The 20,089-nt window shown below is 70.2% G+C and carries 18 protein-coding genes; 11 read left to right on the top strand and 7 right to left on the bottom strand.

Annotated elements, in window-relative coordinates; translation table 11 throughout:
• Window positions 1-146 precede the first annotated feature (146 nt).
• The 4 genes from DI272_RS29310 to DI272_RS29295 all read left to right on the top strand — a co-directional run bounded on the left by DI272_RS29310 (window position 147) and on the right by DI272_RS29295 (window position 6,630).
• Window positions 147-1,814, top strand: a complete 1,668-nt coding sequence (locus DI272_RS29310; RefSeq protein ID WP_109498211.1) for a fumarate hydratase — start codon at window positions 147-149, stop codon at window positions 1,812-1,814.
• 315 nt (window positions 1,815-2,129) lie between these two features.
• Complete coding sequence (locus DI272_RS29305; RefSeq protein ID WP_109498210.1) at window positions 2,130-3,515, top strand: aspartate ammonia-lyase; 1,386 nt, start codon at window positions 2,130-2,132, stop codon at window positions 3,513-3,515.
• Window positions 3,516-3,587: 72 nt separating this feature from the next.
• The gene (locus DI272_RS29300; RefSeq protein WP_109498209.1) at window positions 3,588-4,280 is read left to right on the top strand and encodes a DUF402 domain-containing protein; all 693 of its coding nucleotides are present in this window, start codon (window positions 3,588-3,590) and stop codon (window positions 4,278-4,280) included.
• Between the two features lie 292 nt (window positions 4,281-4,572).
• Complete coding sequence (locus DI272_RS29295; protein WP_109498208.1) at window positions 4,573-6,630, top strand: ATP-binding SpoIIE family protein phosphatase; 2,058 nt, start codon at window positions 4,573-4,575, stop codon at window positions 6,628-6,630.
• 63 nt (window positions 6,631-6,693) lie between these two features.
• On the opposite strand, the gene DI272_RS29290 is transcribed toward DI272_RS29295, so the two are convergent.
• Window positions 6,694-8,976 carry a transglycosylase domain-containing protein gene (locus DI272_RS29290; protein WP_109498207.1) on the bottom strand — a complete coding sequence of 761 codons (2,283 nt, stop codon included), beginning with the start codon at window positions 8,974-8,976 and terminating at the stop codon, window positions 6,694-6,696.
• A gap of 248 nt (window positions 8,977-9,224) precedes the next feature.
• Between DI272_RS29290 and DI272_RS29285 the strand changes: the two genes are divergently transcribed.
• The 5 genes from DI272_RS29285 to DI272_RS29265 all read left to right on the top strand — a co-directional run bounded on the left by DI272_RS29285 (window position 9,225) and on the right by DI272_RS29265 (window position 14,106).
• Window positions 9,225-10,172 carry an SPFH domain-containing protein gene (locus tag DI272_RS29285; protein ID WP_109498206.1) on the top strand — a complete coding sequence of 316 codons (948 nt, stop codon included), beginning with the start codon at window positions 9,225-9,227 and terminating at the stop codon, window positions 10,170-10,172.
• Window positions 10,169-10,411, top strand: coding sequence for a hypothetical protein (locus DI272_RS29280; RefSeq protein ID WP_109498205.1), 243 nt, complete (start codon window positions 10,169-10,171; stop codon window positions 10,409-10,411). The genes DI272_RS29285 and DI272_RS29280 overlap by 4 nt, the downstream gene beginning before the upstream one ends.
• 163 nt (window positions 10,412-10,574) lie before the next feature.
• Window positions 10,575-11,099: a PadR family transcriptional regulator gene (locus DI272_RS29275; protein ID WP_109498204.1), complete on the top strand. Its 525-nt coding sequence runs from the start codon at window positions 10,575-10,577 to the stop codon at window positions 11,097-11,099.
• Entirely contained in the window at window positions 11,096-11,785 is a 690-nt protein-coding gene (locus DI272_RS29270; protein WP_109498203.1) for an ABC transporter ATP-binding protein, read from the top strand. The genes DI272_RS29275 and DI272_RS29270 overlap by 4 nt, the downstream gene beginning before the upstream one ends.
• Window positions 11,782-14,106 carry an ABC transporter permease gene (locus DI272_RS29265; protein ID WP_109498202.1) on the top strand — a complete coding sequence of 775 codons (2,325 nt, stop codon included), beginning with the start codon at window positions 11,782-11,784 and terminating at the stop codon, window positions 14,104-14,106. Before DI272_RS29270 ends, DI272_RS29265 begins: the two co-directional genes overlap by 4 nt.
• A gap of 45 nt (window positions 14,107-14,151) precedes the next feature.
• On the opposite strand, the gene DI272_RS29260 is transcribed toward DI272_RS29265, so the two are convergent.
• The 4 genes from DI272_RS29260 to DI272_RS29245 all read right to left on the bottom strand — a co-directional run bounded on the left by DI272_RS29260 (window position 14,152) and on the right by DI272_RS29245 (window position 17,073).
• The gene (locus DI272_RS29260) at window positions 14,152-14,583 is read right to left on the bottom strand and encodes a hypothetical protein (protein WP_109498201.1); all 432 of its coding nucleotides are present in this window, start codon (window positions 14,581-14,583) and stop codon (window positions 14,152-14,154) included.
• A 4-nt stretch (window positions 14,584-14,587) separates the two neighbouring features.
• On the bottom strand, window positions 14,588-14,974 hold the full coding sequence (locus tag DI272_RS29255) for a roadblock/LC7 domain-containing protein (RefSeq protein WP_181387345.1): 387 nt from the start codon (window positions 14,972-14,974) through the stop codon (window positions 14,588-14,590).
• Window positions 14,975-15,016: 42 nt separating this feature from the next.
• A complete protein-coding gene (locus DI272_RS29250; protein ID WP_109498199.1) occupies window positions 15,017-15,934 on the bottom strand; it encodes a MarR family transcriptional regulator in 918 nt (305 codons plus the stop codon).
• 155 nt (window positions 15,935-16,089) lie between these two features.
• Window positions 16,090-17,073 carry a LysR substrate-binding domain-containing protein gene (locus DI272_RS29245; RefSeq protein WP_109498198.1) on the bottom strand — a complete coding sequence of 328 codons (984 nt, stop codon included), beginning with the start codon at window positions 17,071-17,073 and terminating at the stop codon, window positions 16,090-16,092.
• A 136-nt stretch (window positions 17,074-17,209) separates the two neighbouring features.
• Between DI272_RS29245 and DI272_RS29240 the strand changes: the two genes are divergently transcribed.
• Together DI272_RS29240 and DI272_RS29235 are read left to right on the top strand one after the other, a co-directional pair.
• Window positions 17,210-17,764, top strand: a complete 555-nt coding sequence (locus DI272_RS29240) for a peroxiredoxin (RefSeq protein WP_109498197.1) — start codon at window positions 17,210-17,212, stop codon at window positions 17,762-17,764.
• A 6-nt stretch (window positions 17,765-17,770) separates the two neighbouring features.
• Window positions 17,771-18,304, top strand: coding sequence for an alkyl hydroperoxide reductase (locus DI272_RS29235; protein WP_109498196.1), 534 nt, complete (start codon window positions 17,771-17,773; stop codon window positions 18,302-18,304).
• Here the strand turns inward: DI272_RS29235 and DI272_RS29230 are convergent.
• Both DI272_RS29230 and DI272_RS45560 read right to left on the bottom strand, forming a co-directional pair.
• Window positions 18,264-19,631 carry an AI-2E family transporter gene (locus DI272_RS29230; RefSeq protein WP_109498195.1) on the bottom strand — a complete coding sequence of 456 codons (1,368 nt, stop codon included), beginning with the start codon at window positions 19,629-19,631 and terminating at the stop codon, window positions 18,264-18,266. The two genes, DI272_RS29235 and DI272_RS29230, sit on opposite strands and share 41 nt — an antisense overlap.
• Window positions 19,632-19,825: 194 nt before the next feature.
• Window positions 19,826-20,089 (bottom strand): lytic transglycosylase domain-containing protein (locus tag DI272_RS45560; protein ID WP_258314711.1); only part of this gene is annotated, 264 nt, incomplete at its 5' end.

Raw genomic sequence — 20,089 nt, 5'->3', positions numbered from 1 at the left:
GCGATAGATCGCGACTAGGCCTGTGGACAACCGGTGCTGCCGAACTGAGCCTGACCTCACAAGCTGCCCGCCTTGGACAGGTTCTAGGCTGGTGAGGCCTGCCAACGGAGGCCGGCCGCCGTCGTTCGAGTGAGGAATGGGCCGAGATGCCTGAGTTCGCGTACACCGATCTGCTCCCCATGGGAGAGGACACCACCCCCTACCGGCTGGTGACCTCCGAGGGTGTCTCCACCTTCGAGGCCGACGGGCGCACGTTCCTCAAGGTCGAGCCGGAGGCCCTGCGCAAGCTGGCCGCCGAGGCCATCCACGACATCCAGCACTACCTGCGCCCGGCCCACCTGGCCCAGCTGCGCCGGATCATCGACGACCCCGAGGCGTCGGGCAACGACAAGTTCGTGGCCCTGGACCTGCTGAAGAACGCGAACATCGCGGCGGCGGGCGTGCTGCCGATGTGCCAGGACACCGGCACGGCGATCGTCATGGGCAAGCGCGGTCAGAACGTCCTCACCCAGGGCGGCGACGAGGAGGCCCTGTCCCGGGGCATCTACGACGCCTACACCAAGCTCAACCTGCGCTACTCGCAGATGGCCCCGCTGACCATGTGGGACGAGAAGAACACCGGCTCCAACCTCCCGGCCCAGATCGAGCTGTACGCGACCGACGGCGGCGCCTACAAGTTCCTGTTCATGGCCAAGGGCGGCGGCAGCGCCAACAAGTCGTTCCTCTACCAGGAGACGAAGGCCGTCCTCAACGAGGCCTCCATGATGAAGTTCCTGGAGGAGAAGATCCGTTCACTGGGTACGGCCGCCTGCCCGCCGTACCACCTGGCGATCGTCGTCGGCGGCACCAGCGCCGAGTACGCGCTGAAGACGGCGAAGTACGCCTCCGCGCACTACCTTGACGAGATCCCGGCCGAGGGCTCCGAGCTGGGCCACGGCTTCCGGGACAAGGACCTGGAGCAGAAGGTCTTCGAGCTGACGCAGAAGATCGGGATCGGGGCGCAGTTCGGCGGCAAGTACTTCTGCCACGACGTACGGGTGGTCCGCCTCCCCCGCCACGGCGCGTCCTGCCCGGTCGCCATCGCCGTGTCCTGCTCGGCCGACCGTCAGGCCCTCGCGAAGATCACGCCCGAGGGCGTCTTCCTGGAGCAGCTGGAGACGGACCCGGCGCGGTTCCTGCCGGAGACGACGGACGAGCACCTGGACGAGGCCGGTGACGTGGTCCGGATCGACCTCAACCAGCCGATGGAGTCGATCCTCGCCGAGCTGACGAAGTACCCGGTCAAGACCCGGCTCTCGCTGTCCGGCCCGCTGGTCGTGGCCCGTGACATCGCGCACGCCAAGATCAAGGAGCGGCTGGACGCGGGCGAGGAGATGCCGCAGTACCTGAAGGACCACCCGGTGTACTACGCGGGCCCGGCCAAGACCCCCGAGGGCTACGCCTCCGGTTCCTTCGGTCCGACGACGGCCGGCCGTATGGACTCCTACGTGGAGCAGTTCCAGGCGGCGGGCGGCTCGAAGGTCATGCTGGCGAAGGGCAACCGCAGCAAGCAGGTCACCGACGCGTGCGGCACCCACGGCGGCTTCTACCTCGGCTCCATCGGCGGCCCCGCGGCCCGTCTCGCCCAGGACTGCATCAAGAAGGTCGAGGTCGTCGAGTACGAGGAGCTCGGCATGGAGGCGGTCTGGAAGATCGAGGTCGAGGACTTCCCGGCGTTCATCGTGGTGGACGACAAGGGCAACGACTTCTTCCAGGACCCGGCGCCCGCGCCGACCTTCACGTCGATCCCGGTGCGGGGACCCGGGCTGGCGTAACGCTGCTCCCCCGGGGCGGGCCCCCCTGCGGCGAGGTCCGTGACGTCACAGCAACTCCCTTTTCGTCACGGTCCCTTGATCCAGGTGGGCCCGTCTCGTGTCCGACACCGACACACCGCCGCCCGACGTCTCGTGTCCGACACCGACACACCGCCGCCCGAGCGCAACCCCCGCGGGTCCGTCCTCGCGGACGACGTCATCGCCAGGAGCCCTTCGTGACCGAGTGCGCGGTCTCCGCTCAGGGCGCCCCAGGCTGCTGAGCCCGTTCGGCGCACGGCCCGGAACATCTCCGGCGTCCCGGTCGCTGTACCCGGCATGAGCGAATACCGCATCGAGCACGACTCCATGGGCGAGGTCCGCGTCCCCGTCGACGCCAAGTGGCGGGCGCAGACGCAGCGGGCCGTCGAGAACTTCCCCATCTCCGGGCAGCGGATCGAGCGGGCGCACATCGAGGCGCTCGCGCGGATCAAGGGGGCCGCCGCGAAGGTCAACGCGCGGCTGGGAGTGCTCGACAAGGACGTCGCCGAGGCGATCCAGGAGGCCGCGGCCGAGGTCGCCGCCGGCGAGTGGGACGCGCACTTCCCCGTCGACGTCTTCCAGACCGGGTCCGGGACCTCGTCCAACATGAACACCAACGAGGTCGTCGCCACCCTCGCCACCGAGCGGCTCGGGCGGGACGTGCACCCCAACGACCACGTCAACGCCTCCCAGTCGTCCAACGACGTCTTCCCGTCCTCCATCCACATCGCCGCCACCGCCGCCGTCACCCGTGATCTCATCCCCGCCCTCGAGCATCTCGCCGACTCCCTCTCCCGGAAGTCGGAGGAGTTCGCCGACGTCGTGAAGTCCGGGCGGACCCATCTCATGGACGCCACGCCCGTGACCCTGGGGCAGGAGTTCGGCGGGTACGCCGCCCAGGTGCGGTACGGCGTCGAGCGGCTCTACGCGTCCCTTCCCCGCCTCGCCGAGCTCCCCCTCGGGGGTACCGCGGTCGGGACCGGCATCAACACGCCGCCCGGGTTCTCCGCCGCCGTCATCGAGGAGGTCGCGCGCATGACCGGGCTGCCGCTGACCGAGGCCCGCGACCACTTCGAGGCGCAGGGGGCCCGGGACGGGATCGTCGAGACCAGCGGGCAGCTGCGGACCATCGCGGTCGGGCTGACGAAGATCGCCAACGATCTGCGGTGGATGGCCTCCGGGCCGCGCACCGGGCTCGCCGAGATCTCGCTGCCCGATCTCCAGCCGGGGTCCTCGATCATGCCGGGGAAGGTCAACCCGGTCATCCCGGAGGCCGTTCTCATGGTCTCCGCCCAGGTCATCGGCAATGACGCGACCGTCGCCGCCGCCGGTGCCGCCGGTAACTTCGAGCTCAATGTGATGCTGCCGGTCATCGCGAAGAACGTGCTCGAATCCATCAGGCTGCTCGCCAGCGTCTCCCGGCTGCTCGCCGACCGGACCGTCGACGGCACCGTCGCGCACCGGGAACGCGCGCGCGAGTACGCCGAGTCGTCACCCTCCGTCGTCACCCCGCTCAACAAGTACATCGGGTACGAGGAGGCCGCCAAGGTCGCCAAGAAGGCGCTCGCGGAGCGGAAGACCATCCGTCAAGTCGTGCTGGAGGGCGGGTACGTGGAGCGCGGGGACCTCAGCGTCGAGCAGCTCGACGAGGCGCTGGATGTCCTGCGGATGACGCATCCGTAACAACAGACGCCGGCCCGCAGAACCGTGACGCGTGCCGCAGCGTCGTATGCCCATGGCACCTAATATCTGTCCATGGCAGAGGGTGGAGCGGTGAGAGCAGCGGAAGCGGGTACGTCGGCGTCCTTCTGGGAGCCCGGGAGCCAGATCCTGTGGCGCTACCGGGAGAACGGCGGCGAGCGCTTCCACATCGCCCGCCCCGTGACCGTCGTGAGGGACGATCCCGAGCTGCTCGCCGTGTGGATGGCGCCCGGCACCGAGTGCGTGAAGCCGGTGCTCGCCGACGGCACGCCCGTGCACGCGGAGCCGCTGGAGAGCCGTTACACCAAGCCCCGTGCCGTCCAGCGCGACCGCTGGTTCGGCACGGGTGTGCTGAAGCTGGCGCGGCCCGGTGAGCCCTGGTCGGTGTGGCTGTTCTGGGAGCCGGGCTGGCAGTTCAAGAACTGGTACGTGAATCTTGAGACACCGCTCACGCGTTGGGCGGGCGGGGTCGACTCCGAGGATCACTTCCTCGACATCTCCGTGCACCCGGACCGCAGTTGGCACTGGCGCGACGAGGACGAGTTCGCGCAGGCCCAGCGGGACGGGCTGATGGACGCCGCGCAGGCCGAACAGGTCCGGGCGGCGGGCCGGTCCGCGGTGGAGGTGATCCGCGCCTGGGGCCGGCCGTACTCGGACGGCTGGCAGCACTGGCGGCCGGATCCGGGCTGGGCCGTACCGTTGCTCCCGGAAGACTGGGACCGTACGCCCGCGCACGTGTCCTCATGAGACCCTTGATGCGCCCCCGGGCAACAAACGTAGGATCGTCCTCCGCAAGAGCGCGCGGCGGCAACTACCGGAGCATGCACTGAGCTTGACCATTCGTCACCGAGGGGCGGCAGGACGTGATCGAGGGGTACGCGGGCAACACGGGCGCGGTCGGGCGGACCGGCCGTGGCACAGGAACAGCCTCTGACCACGCGGGAATTCCGTTCCTGGGGCAGGCAATCCGGGTATCGGCATCTCTGCGGGACGAACTGCACGCGCGGCGCGCAGCACCCAACGGACGGATTTGACACGCGTGACGGAGCAGCCCACCTCCTTCGAGCGCCCCCAGACGGGCGCCGACCCCGCGGACCCCCGCGGGGCGCTCCTGCGTGCCTCCACGCCCCCGCACAACGCCTTACCGGCCCAAGCCCGTGCCGGCGAGACGCCTGCCCCCGGATCTGACATGACCACACCGCAGCCCGGCAGCGACCCCGAGCACTCCCAGCCCACCGTCGCCGCCGAGCCGGACACCCACCGGCCGAGGCCCGTGAGCGAGCTGCCCGATGTGATCCCGACCCAGGTCGGGAGCGATTCCACGGCCGCCGAGCGCCGTACCGGACAGGGCCTGCCGCCCGGCCGGCCCACGCCCATGCGGCGGGACGGGGACCGGCTGCGCTTCGTGGGCGCGGCGACCCGGCGGATCGCCCGCGGCATCGACCTCGACGAGATCGTGATGGGGCTGTGCCGGGCGACCGTGCCGACGTTCTCCGACGCGATCCTGGTCTATCTGCGCGACCCGCTGCCGGTCGGCGACGAGCGGCCCACCGGCCCGCTGGTGCTGCGGCTGCGCCGCACCGACCGCATCCCCGAGGAGCGGGACACCGAGGGCGGGTTCGTCTCGCCCGCGCTGCAGCCGGAGCCGGCGGAGCTGACCGAGCTGTCGGCCGTCACCGCCGAGCTGTGCGAGGTGCGGGCCGGCGGCGCGCTCGCCGAGGTGCTGCGCGGGGTACGCCCGGTCTTCACGGACTCCCCCGCGGCCCGCGCCGCGCTGCCCGAACTCCTCGGCGAAGGCGGCGAATTGATCGTTCCCGCCGGCCAGCGGGCCATCCTCGCCCCGCTGCGCGGCCGGCGCCGGGTCATCGGCGCCGCCCTGTTCCTGCGCCGCCCGGAGCGCGTCGCGTTCGAGCAGGACGACCTGCTGGTCGCCGCCCAGCTCGCCACGCACAGCGCGCTGGGCATCGACAAGGCGGTGCTGTACGGCCGCGAGGCGTACATCGCCGACGAGTTGCAGCGCACCATGCTCCCGGAGACGCTCCCCCGCCCGACCGGTGTCCGGCTGGCCTCGCGCTATCTCCCGGCCGCCGAGACCGCGCGCGTGGGCGGCGACTGGTACGACGCCATCCCGCTGCCGGGCAGCCGGGTCGCGCTGGTCGTCGGTGACGTGATGGGCCACTCCATGACCTCGGCGGCCATCATGGGCCAGCTGCGGACGACCGCCCAGACGCTGGCCGGGCTCGACCTGCCGCCGCAGGAGGTGCTCCACCACCTCGACGAACAGGCGCAGCGACTGGGCACCGACCGCATGGCGACCTGCCTCTACGCCGTCTACGACCCGGTCTCCCACCGCATCACCATCGCCAACGCGGGCCACCCGCCGCCGGTCCTGCTGCACCTGGGCGGCCGGGCCGAGGTGCTGCGGGTGCCTCCGGGCGCCCCGATCGGGGTCGGCGGTGTCGACTTCGAGGCCGTGGAGCTGGACGCCCCGGCCGGTGCGACCCTGCTCCTGTACACGGACGGGCTGGTCGAGTCCCGGCTGCGGGACGTGTGGACCGGCATAGAGCAGCTGCGCGAGAGGCTGGCCGCGACCGCACAGCTGACCGGACCCGACCATCCGCCGCCGCTGGAGGCCCTCTGCGACGAGGTCCTCGACATGCTCGGTCCCGGCGACCGGGACGACGACATCGCGCTGCTCGCGGCCCGCTTCGACGGGATCGCGCCCAGCGACGTGGCGTACTGGTTCCTGGAACCCGAGGACGCGGCCCCCGGCCGTGCCCGGCGGCTGGCCCGGCGGGCCCTGTCCCGCTGGGGACTCGAAGAACTTTCCGACTCCGTCGAGCTGCTGGTGAGCGAGGTCGTCACCAACGCGGTGCGGTACGCGTCCCGGCCGGTGACCCTGCGGCTGCTGCGGACCGACGTGCTGCGCTGCGAGGTCGGCGACGACGTGCCGCAGCTGCCGCGCCTTCGGCAGGCCCGCGCCACCGACGAGGGCGGGCGGGGTCTGTACCTCGTCAACAGGCTCGCGCGGCGCTGGGGCGCCACCCGGTTGAGCACCGGGAAGGTCGTCTGGTTCGAGCTGAACCGAGGGGGATAGCCCCCCCGACGACCCTTGAGACGCCAGAGGGCGCCCGGTGCGGACCGGGCGCCCTCTCCGCGTCTACTGCCCGTCCACCGGGTCCAGCGGGTCCACCGGCGGGTCCGTCGTCGGCCTCGTCGTCGGCGTCTGGGTCGGGGTCTGCGTGGGTGTCTGCGTCGGGGTCTGGGTGGGCGTCTGGGTGGGCGTCTGCGTCGGGGCCTCGGTCGTCGGCTCCTGGGTCGTCGGCTCCTCGGTCGGCGTCTGGGTCGCCGACTTGGTCGGCGTCGGGGTCCAGCTCGGCTCGACGGCCGCGCCCTGGTCGGTGTCCAGGTCGAACTCGGCGGACGTGGACGTCACGCCGAACATGTACGCCGCCCAGATGTGCGCCGGGAAGCCGCCGCCGTTGACGCGGTCCTCCCCGCCGGCGCCGTACATCTTCTCCTGCTTCTTGCTCTTGGGGTTCTCACCGAACAGGCCGACCGAGGTGACCAGGTCGGGGGTGTACCCGGTGAACCAGGCGGAGAGGTTGTCGTCGGACGTACCCGTCTTGCCGGCGACCTGCTGGCCGTCGCGCAGCGGGTTGTCGCGGACGGACAGCTTGGCCGTACCGTCGTCGACCACGCCCGTCAGCACCGAGGTCACCGAGTCCGCCGTCTCGCGGCTGATGACCTGCTCGCCGACGGGGTCGGCCATCTCGACCTCGCTGCCGTTGCGCTCGGCCGACTTGATGATGGTCGGAGTGACCTTCTTGCCGTGGTTGTCGAGGGTGGCGTAGACCCCGGCCATCTGGATCGGGCTCGCGCCCATGGTGCCGAGGGTGTAGGCGGGCAGTGCCTTCAGGTCGCCGGTGTCCATGCCGAGCTTCTCGGCGGTGTCCAGGACCTTGTCCATGCCGACGTCGACGCCCATCTGCGCGAAGACGGAGTTGACGGACTTGTTCATCGCCGTCTGGACGGTGACGTCGCCGTAGTCGGTGTCGTCCTCGTTCTCCGGGTCGAAGGGGATGTCGCTGCCCTTGACGGGCCGCTTGCTCGTGCCGTCGTAGACCGTGCTGGCGCTGATCTCCTTGCCGTCCTGGGTCTTGGCGCGCTCCTCCAGGGCGGCCGCCAGGATGACCGGCTTGAACGTCGAGGCGGGCTGGTAGTCCACGCGGTTGGCGTTGTTGTAGTAGTGCTTGGTGTAGTCCTCGCCGCCGTAGAGGGCGACGATCTTCCCGGTCTTGGGGTCGACGGAGGCGGCACCGGCCTGGATGTACTGGTCGACCTTGCGCTCGTCCGGGTCCAGCTTGTCGGTCAGCTGGGTCTTGACCGCCTTCTCCAGCTGGGCCTGCTTCTTCTTGTCGATGTTCAGGGTGATGGTCCAGCCACCCTTGTCGTACTGCGCCTCCGCCTCGTCCTGGGTGAGGCCGTCGTTGGTCATCAGCTGCTTGACGAGCTGCTGCTTGGCGAGCTTGACGAAGTAGCCCTTCTGCCCCTTGAGTCCGGCCTCGGCCTTGGGCGCCTTGGGCTTCGGGAACGTCATGTCCGCGCGCTCGGCGGCCTTCAGCCAGCCCTCCTCGACCATGTTGTCGAGGACGTAGTTCCAGCGTTCCTGCACCAGCTTCTTGCTGTAGTCCGAGGCGACCGCCCAGTCGTACTGGCTCGGCGCCTGGAGGAGGGCGGCGAGGTAGGCGCCCTGCTCGACGCTGAGCTGGTCGGCGTCGACGCGGTAGTACGCCTGCGCGGCGGCCTGGATGCCGTAGGCGGTGCGGCCGTAGTAGCTGGTGTTGATGTAGCCCTCGAGGATCTCGTCCTTGGACTTCTGGCGGTCCACCTTGAGCGAGATCACCAGTTCCCTGAGCTTGCGGGTGACCGTCTGGTCCTGCGTGAGGTAGTAGTTCTTGACGTACTGCTGGGTGATGGTCGAACCGCCCTGCTTGCCCTTGCCGGAGAGGGTGTTGAGCAGACCGCGGGCGGTGCCCTTCAGGTCGACGCCGGCGTCCTGGTAGAAGGACTTGTTCTCGGCGGCGACGAAGGTGAGCTGGACCTTCTTGGGGATCTTGGCGAGTTCGACGTTCTCGCGGTTCACGTCGCCGTCGCGGACCAGGACGTCGCCGTTGCTGTACTTGATGGTGTTGCTCTGCTGCTGGGCCAGCGCGTTCCCCTCGGGGACCTGGACCATCATGTACAGCACGATGAAGGCGCCGATGCCGAGCAGGCAGAAGCCGAGGAACGTGCCCAGGATCTTCTTCCAGGTGAACAGCCTGCGTATGAGGCTCTTCTCGGCTCCGACGCTCGCGCTGCCGGCCGCCCGCGACGAACGGCGCTTGGGCGCGGCGCGTCGACCGCCGCGCTGCCGCGCTCGTCTTTCTTCCGCTCGTCCCATGGGTCCGTTCCGCTCCGCTTCGTTCATGTGTGCACGTCTGTCACACAGGTTCGCCGCTCAGGTCAGCTCAGAAAGCTAACACCGGGAGATGTGACAAAGGGCGGCCGATCCGGCCTTTTACGGACGTGACAATCAGCACCCGCTCCCATGGAACCGACGTGCGAGGGCTGCCCAAGGTTGCCTCGACGGGTTAAAGTGATATCACTTAGCTAGACCAAAGCTAGGCAGTACGAGAACGGGGGACCCCCATGACCGCACACGACACGACCACCCACGACGACACGGTCGCCGACGTACCCGCCATGCCCGCCCCGCGCGTGCGGGAGTTCGCGGCGCACAGCATCGGCGGCGGGCTCGCCCTGCTGCTCGGCCTGCTGGGGCTGTTCGTGGGCGCCGGAATGATCGCGAGCGCCACGGCGGTCTCGGCGACCGGCGCGAAGGCCGGGCTCATCACCGGCGGCATCCTGATCGGCCTCGCCGCCTTCCTCGCCATGTGCGGGCTGAACACGGTGGCGCCGGGCGAGGCGCGGGTCGTGCAGCTCTTCGGGCGCTACCGGGGGACGATCCGGCAGGACGGCCTGCGCTGGGTGAACCCCTTCACCTCGCGCACCAAGATCTCCACCCGCGTCCGCAACCACGAGACGGCCGTCCTGAAGGTCAACGACGCCTACGGCAACCCCATCGAGCTGGCCGCGGTCGTGGTGTGGCGGGTCGAGGACACCGCGCAGGCCACCTTCGAGGTCGACGACTACATCGAGTTCGTGTCGACGCAGACCGAGGCGGCCGTGCGGCACATCGCCATCGAGTACCCCTACGACGCCCACGAGGAGGGCGGCCTGTCGCTGCGCGGCAACGCCGAGGAGATCACCGAGAAGCTCGCGCTGGAGCTGCACGCGCGCGTGGAGGCGGCCGGTGTGGAGATCATCGAGTCCCGCTTCACGCACCTCGCGTACGCTCCCGAGATCGCCTCGGCGATGCTCCAGCGGCAGCAGGCCGGCGCGATCGTCGCGGCGCGGCGGCAGATCGTGGACGGCGCGGTGGGCATGGTGGAGGCGGCGCTGGCCCGGATCAGCGAGCAGGACATCGTGGAGCTGGACGACGAGCGGAAGGCGGCAATGGTGTCGAACCTGATGGTGGTGCTGTGCGGGGACCGCGCGGCCCAGCCCGTCCTGAACACCGGGACCCTCTACCAGTGACGGAGTCCCAGGAGGAGTCCGCGCCCAGGCGGCGGCCGCAGCAGCGCAAGCAGGTGCTGCTGCGGCTGGACCCGTCGGTCTACGACGCGCTCGCCCGCTGGGCCGGGGACGAGCTGCGGTCGGCGAACGCGCAGATCGAGTTCCTGCTGCGCAAGGCGCTCGCGGACGCGGGACGGCTGCCGGGCGAGGTCCGGCCCATCCCGCGCCGGGGACGGCCGCCGGCCGATCCGGATGCCTGAGGCCCGGCGCCGCGGACGCCCGAGACCAGCACGTCGGAGACTCCTGAGGTCCGTGTAGCAGAACCGTGACAATCGCCCCTCACCTGGGGTTCGTCACCCACCCGCACGGTCTACACACTCGACGTATACATGCGAGGTATACACCGCATGTACAGTCCTCCCCATGTCCATCGGTCACACCCTCCTGGGACTCCTGGAGTCCGGGCCCCGCCACGGCTACGACCTCAAGCGGGCCTTCGACGAGAAGTTCGGTCACGACCGGCCGCTGCACTACGGCCAGGTCTACTCGACGATGTCCCGGCTGTTGAAGAACGGCCTCGTCGAGGTCGACGGCATCGAGCCCGGCGGCGGGCCCGAGCGCAAGCGGTACGCGATCACCGAAGCCGGGATCACCGACGTACAGCAGTGGCTCGCCACGCCCGAGAAGCCCGAGCCGTACCTGCAGTCGACCCTCTACACCAAGGTCGTCCTCGCGCTGCTGACGCACCGGAACGCGGCCGACATCCTCGACACCCAGCGCTCGGAGCACCTGCGGATGATGCGCATCCTCACCGACCGCAAGCGCAAGGGCGATCTCGCGGACCAACTCATCTGCGACCACGCCCTGTTCCACCTGGAGGCGGACCTGCGCTGGCTGGAGCTCACCGCCGCGCGGCTCGACAAGCTGGCGCAGGTGGTGGTCAAGTGAACGCGCCCGCAGGCTCCCTGCTCCTGGCCGACAAGCTGTGCAAGGCGTACGGCCCGACCGTCGCCCTCGACGGCGCCGAGTTCTCCATCCACCCCGGTGAGGTCGTCGCCGTGATGGGCCCGTCCGGCTCCGGCAAGTCGACGCTGCTGCACTGTCTCGCCGGGATCGTGACGCCCGACTCCGGCTCGATCATGTACGACGGCCGCGAACTGGCGACCATGAACGACGCCCAGCGCAGTCTGCTGCGGCGCTCCGAGTTCGGGTTCGTCTTCCAGTTCGGGCAGCTGGTACCGGAGTTGACCTGCGTCGAGAACGTCGCGCTGCCGCTGCGGCTGAACGGCACCTCGCGCAAGGAGGCCGAGAGGACCGCGCTGACGTGGATGGAACGCCTGGAGGTCGACGACCTCCGCAAGAAGCGGCCCGGTGAGGTCTCCGGCGGCCAGGGCCAACGCGTCGCCGTGGCACGGTCGTTGGTGACCAGCCCGCGCGTGCTCTTCGCCGACGAACCGACCGGCGCGCTCGACTCCCTCAACGGCGAGCGGGTGATGGAACTGCTCACCGACGCCGCCCGCTCCACCAACGCCGCCGTCGTCCTCGTCACGCACGAGGCGCGGGTCGCCGCCTGGTCCGACCGGGAGATCGTCGTACGGGACGGGAAGTCCCGGGACATGGAGCGGGCCGTATGAGGCAGTGGACGCGGGACCTCGCCATGGGGGTCAGGTTCGCGTTCGCGGGGGGACGCGAGGGCTGGGTGCGGGTCCTGCTGACGGCCGTCGGCGTCGGACTCGGCGTGGCCCTGCTGCTGCTCACGACCGCGATCCCGAACGCCATGGCGGTACGGGACCAGCGGGAGACCGCGCGGACGGACATGTCCTTCAGCGCGACCGGGCTGAAGAAGGGCGACGACACCCTGATCGTCGGGGACGTCACCACCACGTACCACGACAAGATCGTGCGGGGGCGGGAGTTGGAGCCCGAGGGGGCGAAGGCGCCGCTGCCGCCCGGGGTTCCGGCGTTCCCCGCGCCGGGCGAGATGGTGGTCTCCCCCGCGCTGAAGAAGCTCCTGGACTCCGCCGACGGAAAGCTGCTGCGGGAGCGGCTGCCGGACCGGGTCGTCGGGACCATCGGGGAGCGCGGACTGATCGGCTCGGCCGAACTCGCCTTCTACCGGGGCGCCGAGGGGCTGGCACCGGAGATCAACGGCGGTGTGGTGGACCGTATCAAGCGGTTCGGCGCCCCGCAGCAGCCCTCGGAGCCGCTGGATCCCGTGCTGATCCTGCTGATCCTCGTGGTCTTCGCGGTGCTGCTGACACCGGTGGCGGTCTTCATCGCCGCGGCCGTACGGTTCGGCGGCGAGCGGCGCGACCGGCGGCTCGCGGCCCTCAGGCTGGTGGGCTCCGACGCCCGGATGACCCGGCGGGTCGCGGCGGGCGAGGCGATGGCGGGGGCCATGGTGGGCCTCGTCCTGGGCGCCGGGTTCTTCATGATCGGACGTCAGATCGCGGGCTCCGTCGAGCTGTTCGACTACAGCTTCTTCCCGAGCTATCTCAACCCCTCCCCGCTGCTGGCCCTGCTGGTCGCCGTCCTGGTGCCCGCGGCCGCCGTGCTGGTCACGCAGTTCGCGCTGCGCGGGGTCGTCATCGAACCGCTCGGTGTGGTCCGTACGGCGAAGCCCGCGCGACGCCGGCTGTGGTGGCGGCTGCTGCTGCCGCTGGGCGGGCTCGCGATGCTGTACCCGATGATCGGCCAGGGCAACGACCGGGGGAACTTCAACCAGTACCTCACCATCGGCGGCGTCATGCTGCTGCTGGTCGGCGTGACCGCACTGCTGCCCTGGGTCGTCGAGGCGGTCGTCTCCCGGCTCGGCGCGGGCCCGGTCGCCTGGCAACTGGCCGTCCGCAGGCTTCAGCTGAGCAGCGGTACGGCGGCCCGCATGGTCAACGGCATCGCGGTGGCGGTGGCCGGCGCGATCGCCCTGCAGATGCTGTTCGCGGGCGTGGACAGCCAGTACACGGAGCGCAAGTCCGAGGACGTCACCGGATCGCAGATGAGCATGCGCCTGGTCGACGACACCCCGGTCGCCACGGCCGAGAAGAAGCTCGCCGCGACCCGGGGCGTCGAGCACGTCTACGACATCTCCGAGAGCTACCTCGGCGACGCCCGCACCGACCCACAGCACTTCGCCCCCGTGTCCGTGGGCACCTGCGCCTCCCTCGGGAAGATCGCGAAGCTCCCCTCCTGCCGGGACGGCGACGTGTTCGTGCTGAAGGGCGCCGGCTACGCCTACGAGACGGCCGAGGTGGTCAAGAGCGGCCGGACCCTCTGGTTCGACGACTCCGACGACGACCCGGCGACCAAGCCGGTGGCGTGGACCGTCCCCAAGGACGTCAAGGGCGTCCAGGCCACGGAGGACTCGACCCGGATCGGCCGCGCGGGCCTGCTGCTGACGCCGTCGGCACTGCCCGCAAAGGCCGGCCGGATGCTCACCACGGAACTGTTCCTGCGGCTCGACCCGTCGGTGGCGGACGCCCGCGAGTACGTCCGCAACACGGCGGCGCTCATCAACCCGTACGAGGAGCCGACCCAGTTCACGAGCGTCCAGCGCAACGAGAAGTACGCCGCCATCCGCGGCGGCCTGTTCATCGGTGCCTCGTGCGTGCTGATGCTGATCGGCGCGAGCCTGCTGGTCTCCCAGCTGGAGCAGCTGCGCGAACGCAAGAAGCTGCTGTCGTCCCTGATCGCCTTCGGCACCCGGCGCTCCACCCTCAGCCTGTCGGTGCTGTGGCAGACGGCGATCCCGATCGGCCTCGGTCTGGTGCTGGCCGCGACGGTGGGACTGACGCTCGGCGTGGTCCTGCTGAAGATGACGGCCACCCCGGTGTCCGTGGACTGGATGAGCGTGCTGCAGATGACGGGCGCGGGCGCCGCGGTCGTCCTGGTCGTCACGCTGCTGAGTCTGCCGCCGCTGCTGCGGCTGATGCGGCCGGACGGTCTGCGCACGGAGTGACGGGGGCGCCCCGGCCCCTCCCCGACGGGAGGGGCCGTTTCGGCGTCACAGGTTGTGTTCGCGCACCACGCGCCGCACCTGGGCGAGCAGCATGCCCACGTTGACCGACTTGCGGCAGACGACGACCGCGACCACGTCCTGCTGCTCGGTCATCCTCACGAACAGGTGGGTGACATGGTCACTGTTGACGAGGATCTCCTGGAAATAGTGGGCGTCGTCGCCGACCTGCCCCCGGCGCTCCTTCCACAGGTCCTCGATCATCACGACCGTGCGCCCCTGGTACAGATCGAGGGTCGCGCCCGCCAGCAGGTCCAGGACCTCGGGCGGATGGTTGTCCACCGTCTCGTACGCCAGAAGCATCCCGGTGGCCATGTCGACCACACCGGCCGCCACACAGTCGGGCGCGTCGGTACGCAGTGTTTTCACCAGGCTCATCACCTGGTCGGAGAAACCGGCAGTCATACGCTTGGTGGCCATCTCCTCAGACCCCCTCGGGTGTCTTGGCGGTCAGGATCGCTTCGATACGGTCGAGGGCCGGCTGGACCGCCAGGTGCAGTCGGCTCACGTCCATGCCCTCGTCGCCGAGCACGACCACCAGGGCGGTGTCCCCCACGGCGTAGAAGGCGGCGCAGCCGTGGCTGCCGTAGGTCACCGTCCGGCGCAGGGTGCCGCGTTCGGTCGCGCCGATGGTCCGGCGGGCCAGGCCCACGCCGGCCGCGGCGAGGGCGGCGAGGCCGTCCGGGTCGATGGAATCGGCGGTGTCGGCCGCGATGAGCAGTCCGTCGGCGGCGGCGACCGCGGTGTCGGTGATGCCCGTCACCTGCTCCCGCAGGCCCCGCATTTCCCGCGCCAGAGCTTCGTGATCCATGTACTCAACTCTCCACTTTCGTTTCTGATCTGTTCGGTTTGTTCATTTGGAGGCTCCGTTTCGGAGGCGAAAGAACCCTTTCCAGCTCGCCCCGTTCTTCTCCGGAGAAAGCGCGTCGGTGATGCCGCTGGCACCGGGTTGTCGCCGCGGCAGGGTCTCGGGCTCCACGGGCGGTACGGCGGCGGGCCGCGGTGCGGTGAGCACCGGTAGCCGCTGCCGGACGCCCTGTCCGTCGAGAGGTCGGCGGACAGGTATCGGGGTGGGCATGCCGGGGCACTCCAGGAGGCCCTCGCCGAGCATCCGGCCGATCTCCACGGAGACGGTGTAGACCGAGCGCCCGGTACGGAAGGCGAGGTCACGGGCGGTGCTGCGGCCGTCGGCAAGGGTGAGCAGCTCACGCCGCAGGTCGGTGAGCGGGCCCCCGTCCGCGCCCTGGACCGGCACGGGCCGTTCGCGGTCGGGGCGTACGGGGTGGGGCAGGGTGCTCAGGGCGGCGAGTCTGCGACTGGCGTCCTGCAACAGCCGTCCGGGGATCTCCCCCACGGTGACGGTGGCGAACGGCTCGGTCTCGTCGACGCGTTCACAGCCGTGCACCCGGCCTGCGACGATCGCGAAGGCCGCGTCGTGCAGGGCCATCACGCAGACGACCCTGAGCTGGGCGGCTCCGGCGTATCCCCCGTCGATCAGCGCGGTCACGGGCCAGCGCGCTCCGCCCGACTCCCGGACCAGCGCGCCCCACTGCTCGCCGGTGACCCGGCCCGAGCGCAGCAGCAGCGCTTCGGGGCCGGGGGCACCGGGGCTCTCGGCGCCGACGACGAGTCCGTTCCTCAGGTGGAGGGTGCCGCCGGGTGATCCGGCCACTCTCAGCGCCCCGGTGAACTCCTCGCTCCCGCACCGCGCCAGGGCGTGCGTCAGCAGGTCGTGGCCGACTCGGTCGAGGGAGTCCCGAATGCCCGACATCACTCCCCTTGGCATTTCGCACATACGCCTGGTGCGTAGCACTGACGGGGGTATGTGTATCAGCCGCGGGGCATTACTTCGGGCGGACTATTCCTAGCTGTTCCGACCTGACAGAAACTGCAATGCGGTGGCGTTGAATTCGCTTTGTTCGACGCTCATTTGAACGATCCGCAGGCGACTGTTTCCGATGCGTCCAGCACCCGCACGGGCAGCGGTCGCAGCGCTTCCCGCAGGGCGTCGGCCAGTTCGCCGTACTCCGCGCCGCGCGCCGCTCCCGCACGCATGGCGAGGGCGACCCGGCGGGCCGGGGCCGGCTCGGCGAAGGACCCGGTGCGCAGCCGGTCGCTGCGGGAGGTCTCGACGCGGACCGCGGTGCGCGGCAGCAGCGTCACGCCCAGTCCGCCGGCCACGAGCTGGACCAGCGTGGCGAGTCCGGCGGCCGTGGTGGTGACGGGGGCGTCGGCCCGCCCGGCCTCGCGGCAGATGTCGAGGGCCTGGTCGCGCAGGCAGTGCCCCTCGTCCAGGAGCAGCAGGTTGAGCTCCTTCAGCGCCTCGCGCGGGATGCCCTCACGTCCGCCGAGCGGATGACCAAGGGGCGTGACGAGCACAAAGTCCTCGTCGAAGAGCGGCAGTTCGATGACCCCGGGTACCCCGAGCGGCACGGCGAGCAGCAGCAGGTCGAGGCGGCCGGTGGTGAGCCCGTCGAGGAGGCTGGCGGTCTGCTCCTCGTGCACCTGGAGGTCGAGGTGCGGATAGCGGTCGTGGACGAGCCGGAGCACGGTGGGCAGGAGATAGGGCGCGACGGTGGGGATGACGCCGAGCCGCAGCGCGCCGGTGAAAGGGGCCCGTACCGCCTCGGCCTCCTCCAGGAGCGCCCCGACCTCCGCCAGCACCGCCTTGGCGCGTACGGCGAGCCGCTCGCCGGCCGGCGAGAGCAGCACCTTGCGGGTGGTGCGCTCCAGCAGCGTGACCCCGAGCGTCTCCTCCAGGGCCGAGACGGCACCGGAGAGCGCGGGCTGGCTCATGCCGATCGCGGCGGCGGCGTCCCGGAAGTGCAGGTGCTCGGCGACGGCGGCGAAGGCGCGCAGCTGGGCGAGGCTCGGCTGGCGCCTCTTGGCCCCGACGCTACTCACGGTCACTGATAGATCCTCTCGATCAACACGCCCAAGTGTAGCGATTTCCGCAATCAATGCACCTTGTGGAAGCATCTCCCCCGTCCAACCCAAGGGAGAGACCCTTCACAAGAGGGCGCTTTCCTCGCTGCAAGGAGAGTTTGTGCTCACTGTCGGTGACAAGTTCCCCGCGTTCGAACTGACCGCCTGCGTCTCGCTGGAGAAGGGCAAGGAGTTCGAGACGATCAGTCACAAGTCCTACGAGGGCAAGTGGAAGATCGTGTTCGCATGGCCCGCCGACTTCACGTTCGTGTGCCCGACGGAGATCGCCGCCTTCGGCAAGCTGAACGAGGAGTTCGCCGACCGCGACGCCCAGATCCTCGGCTTCTCCGGCGACTCCGAGTACGTCCACCACGCCTGGCGCAAGGACCACGACGACCTGCGCGAGCTGCCGTTCCCGATGCTGGCCGACACCAAGCGTGAGCTGATGCGCGACCTGGGCATCGAGGGCGAGGACGGCTTCGCCAAGCGCGCGGTCTTCATCGTGGACCAGAACAACGAGATCCAGTTCTCCATGGTGACCGCGGGCTCGGTCGGCCGTAACCCCAAGGAGGTCCTGCGGGTCCTCGACGCGCTCCAGACGGACGAGCTCTGCCCCTGCAACTGGACCAAGGGCGACGAGACGCTGGACGCGGGCAAGCTGCTGGCCGGGGAGTGACCTGAGATGTCCCTCGACTCCCTCAAGTCCTCGATACCGGACTACGCCAAGGACCTGAAGCTCAACCTCGGCTCGGTCATCGGCAATTCCGACCTGCCGGCGCAGCAGCTGTGGGGCACGGTGCTGGCCACCGCCATCGCCGCGCGCTCGCCGATCGTGCTGCGCGAGCTGGCGCCGGAGGCGAAGGCCAACCTGTCGCCGGAGGCGTACCAGGCGGCGAAGGCGGCGGCCGCGGTGATGGCGATGAACAACGTCTTCTACCGCACCCGCCACCTGCTCTCGGACCACGAGTACGGCAACCTGCGCGCCGGTCTGCGGATGAACGTCATCGGCAACCCCGGCGTCGACAAGGTCGACTTCGAGCTCTGGTCCTTCGCGGTGTCCGCCATCAACGGCTGCGGCATGTGCCTGGACTCCCACGAGCAGGTGCTGCGCAAGGCGGGGCTGGAGCGCGAGACCGTCCAGGAGGCGTTCAAGATCGCTTCGGTGATCCAGGCGGTCAGTGCGACGCTGGACGCTGAGGCGGTTCTGGCCGAGTAGCGTCGGCCGCACCGGGGTCCGGGGGCGCTGCCTCCGGACCTTCGGCGTTCCCGGGCACCGCGCGGGCCGGCTGCGGCGCCGCCGACTCGCGTGCGTACGCCCGCAGATAGCCCACCACGGTGTTCGTCACCGCCACCAGCGGCACCGCCACGACCGCTCCCCCGATCCCGGCCACCATGCCGCCCGCCGCGACGGACAGCACCACCGCCAGCGGGTGCACCCGCACCGCGCGGCCCAGGATGAACGGCTGGAGGATGTGGCCCTCGATCTGCTGCACCGCGAGTACCACCGCCAGGGCCATGACCGCCGTGAACACGCCCTGCGTCACCAGCGCGACCACCACCGCCAGCGCGCCGGAGACCACCGCGCCGACGAGCGGGATGAACGCGAACAGGAAGATGAAGACCGCCAGCGGCACGGCCATCGGGACGCCCAGGAAATAGATGCCGAGGCCGATGAAGATGGCGTCGATGAGGGCGACGATCACGGTCCCGCGCACATAGGCCGTCAGCGTGCGCCACGCCCGCGGGCCCGCGCCCGCGACACCCGGCCGCGCCGCCGCCGGCACCAGCTTCAGCGTCCACTCCCAGATGCGCCGGCCGTCGTACAGCAGGAACAGGGTGGAGAAGAACGTCAGCAGGATGCCGGTCAGCGCCTCCACCACGACCTGGACGCCTTCCAGGCCCGCGGAGGTGATCTGGTCGGTGTTCGCGCCGACCGCGTCCGCGAGGTTCTTGGAGATCTGGTTGATCTGCTTCTCGGTGACGTGGAAGGGGCTCTTCAGCAGCCAGTCGCGCAGATCGTCGATGCCGTTCTGGATCTGGTCGGAGAGATCGTCGATGTTCTCCATGACCTGCCAGGTCACGAACCAGCCGAGCAGCCCGAGGACGACGAAGCCGAAGATCGCCGTCAGGGCGGTGGCCAGACCGCGCGGCACGCCGTACCTCTTCAGCCGGGCCACGGTCGGCTGGAGCAGCGCGGTGATGAGCAGGGCCACCGTGAAGGCGAGGACGACGAGTTGGACGGCGCTGATGACCCGCATCAGCACCCAGACCGTGCCCGCCAGCACCAGCAGCCGCCAGCCGGCCTCGGCGGCGACCCGCACCCCCCAGGGCACGGCCTGCGCGGGGTCCGGGCGGTGCGGTACGACGGTCACGTGCTCGGCGAGCGGCCGGGAGCGGTCCTCCGGCGCGTCCGCGGGCGGCTCGGGCGGCGCGTCCGCCTCGGCCTCCTCGCGCTCGACCTCCGCGCGGCGCTCGTCCAACCGCTCACCCATCTCACTCAGTCCGGCACCCACCCGACCGAGCCACCGTGGCACTCGCGACATGATCCGTCCTCTTCCCCCGCTTCTCCTCACCACTCCCCCCTGGAGTCGTCGGCTCGACCGTACATGCAGGGGCAGGACATGGCCGAAGCCCCTCACCGAAAGGACGGTGAGGGGCTCGGAAAGGTTGAGCAGGGTACGGATCTGTACCCGTGGCCGGTCCGGTACCGGCGGCCGGCCCAGTACCAGTGGTTGGCCTAGTACCAGTGGTTGGCCTGCCAGAAGGACCACGCCTCGCACGGGCTGCCGTAGCGGCTGTCCATGTAGTTGAGGCCCCACTTGATCTGGGTGGCCGGGTTGGTCTGCCAGTCGGCGCCGACCGAGGACATCTTGGAGCCCGGCAGCGCCTGGAAGAGGCCGTAGGCGCCGGAGGAGGCGTTGACCGCCTGGTAGTTCCAGCTGGACTCGTGGTCCACGATGTTGCTGAAGCACTGGAACTGGGCGCTCGGCACCATCTGGCG

The sequence above is a fragment of the Streptomyces sp. Act143 genome, assembly GCF_003143935.1.
Classification (GTDB): Bacteria; Actinomycetota; Actinomycetes; order Streptomycetales; family Streptomycetaceae; genus Streptomyces.
Note: the sequence above shows the minus strand (reverse complement) of the source record. Positions and strands in the feature narration are given on the sequence as shown.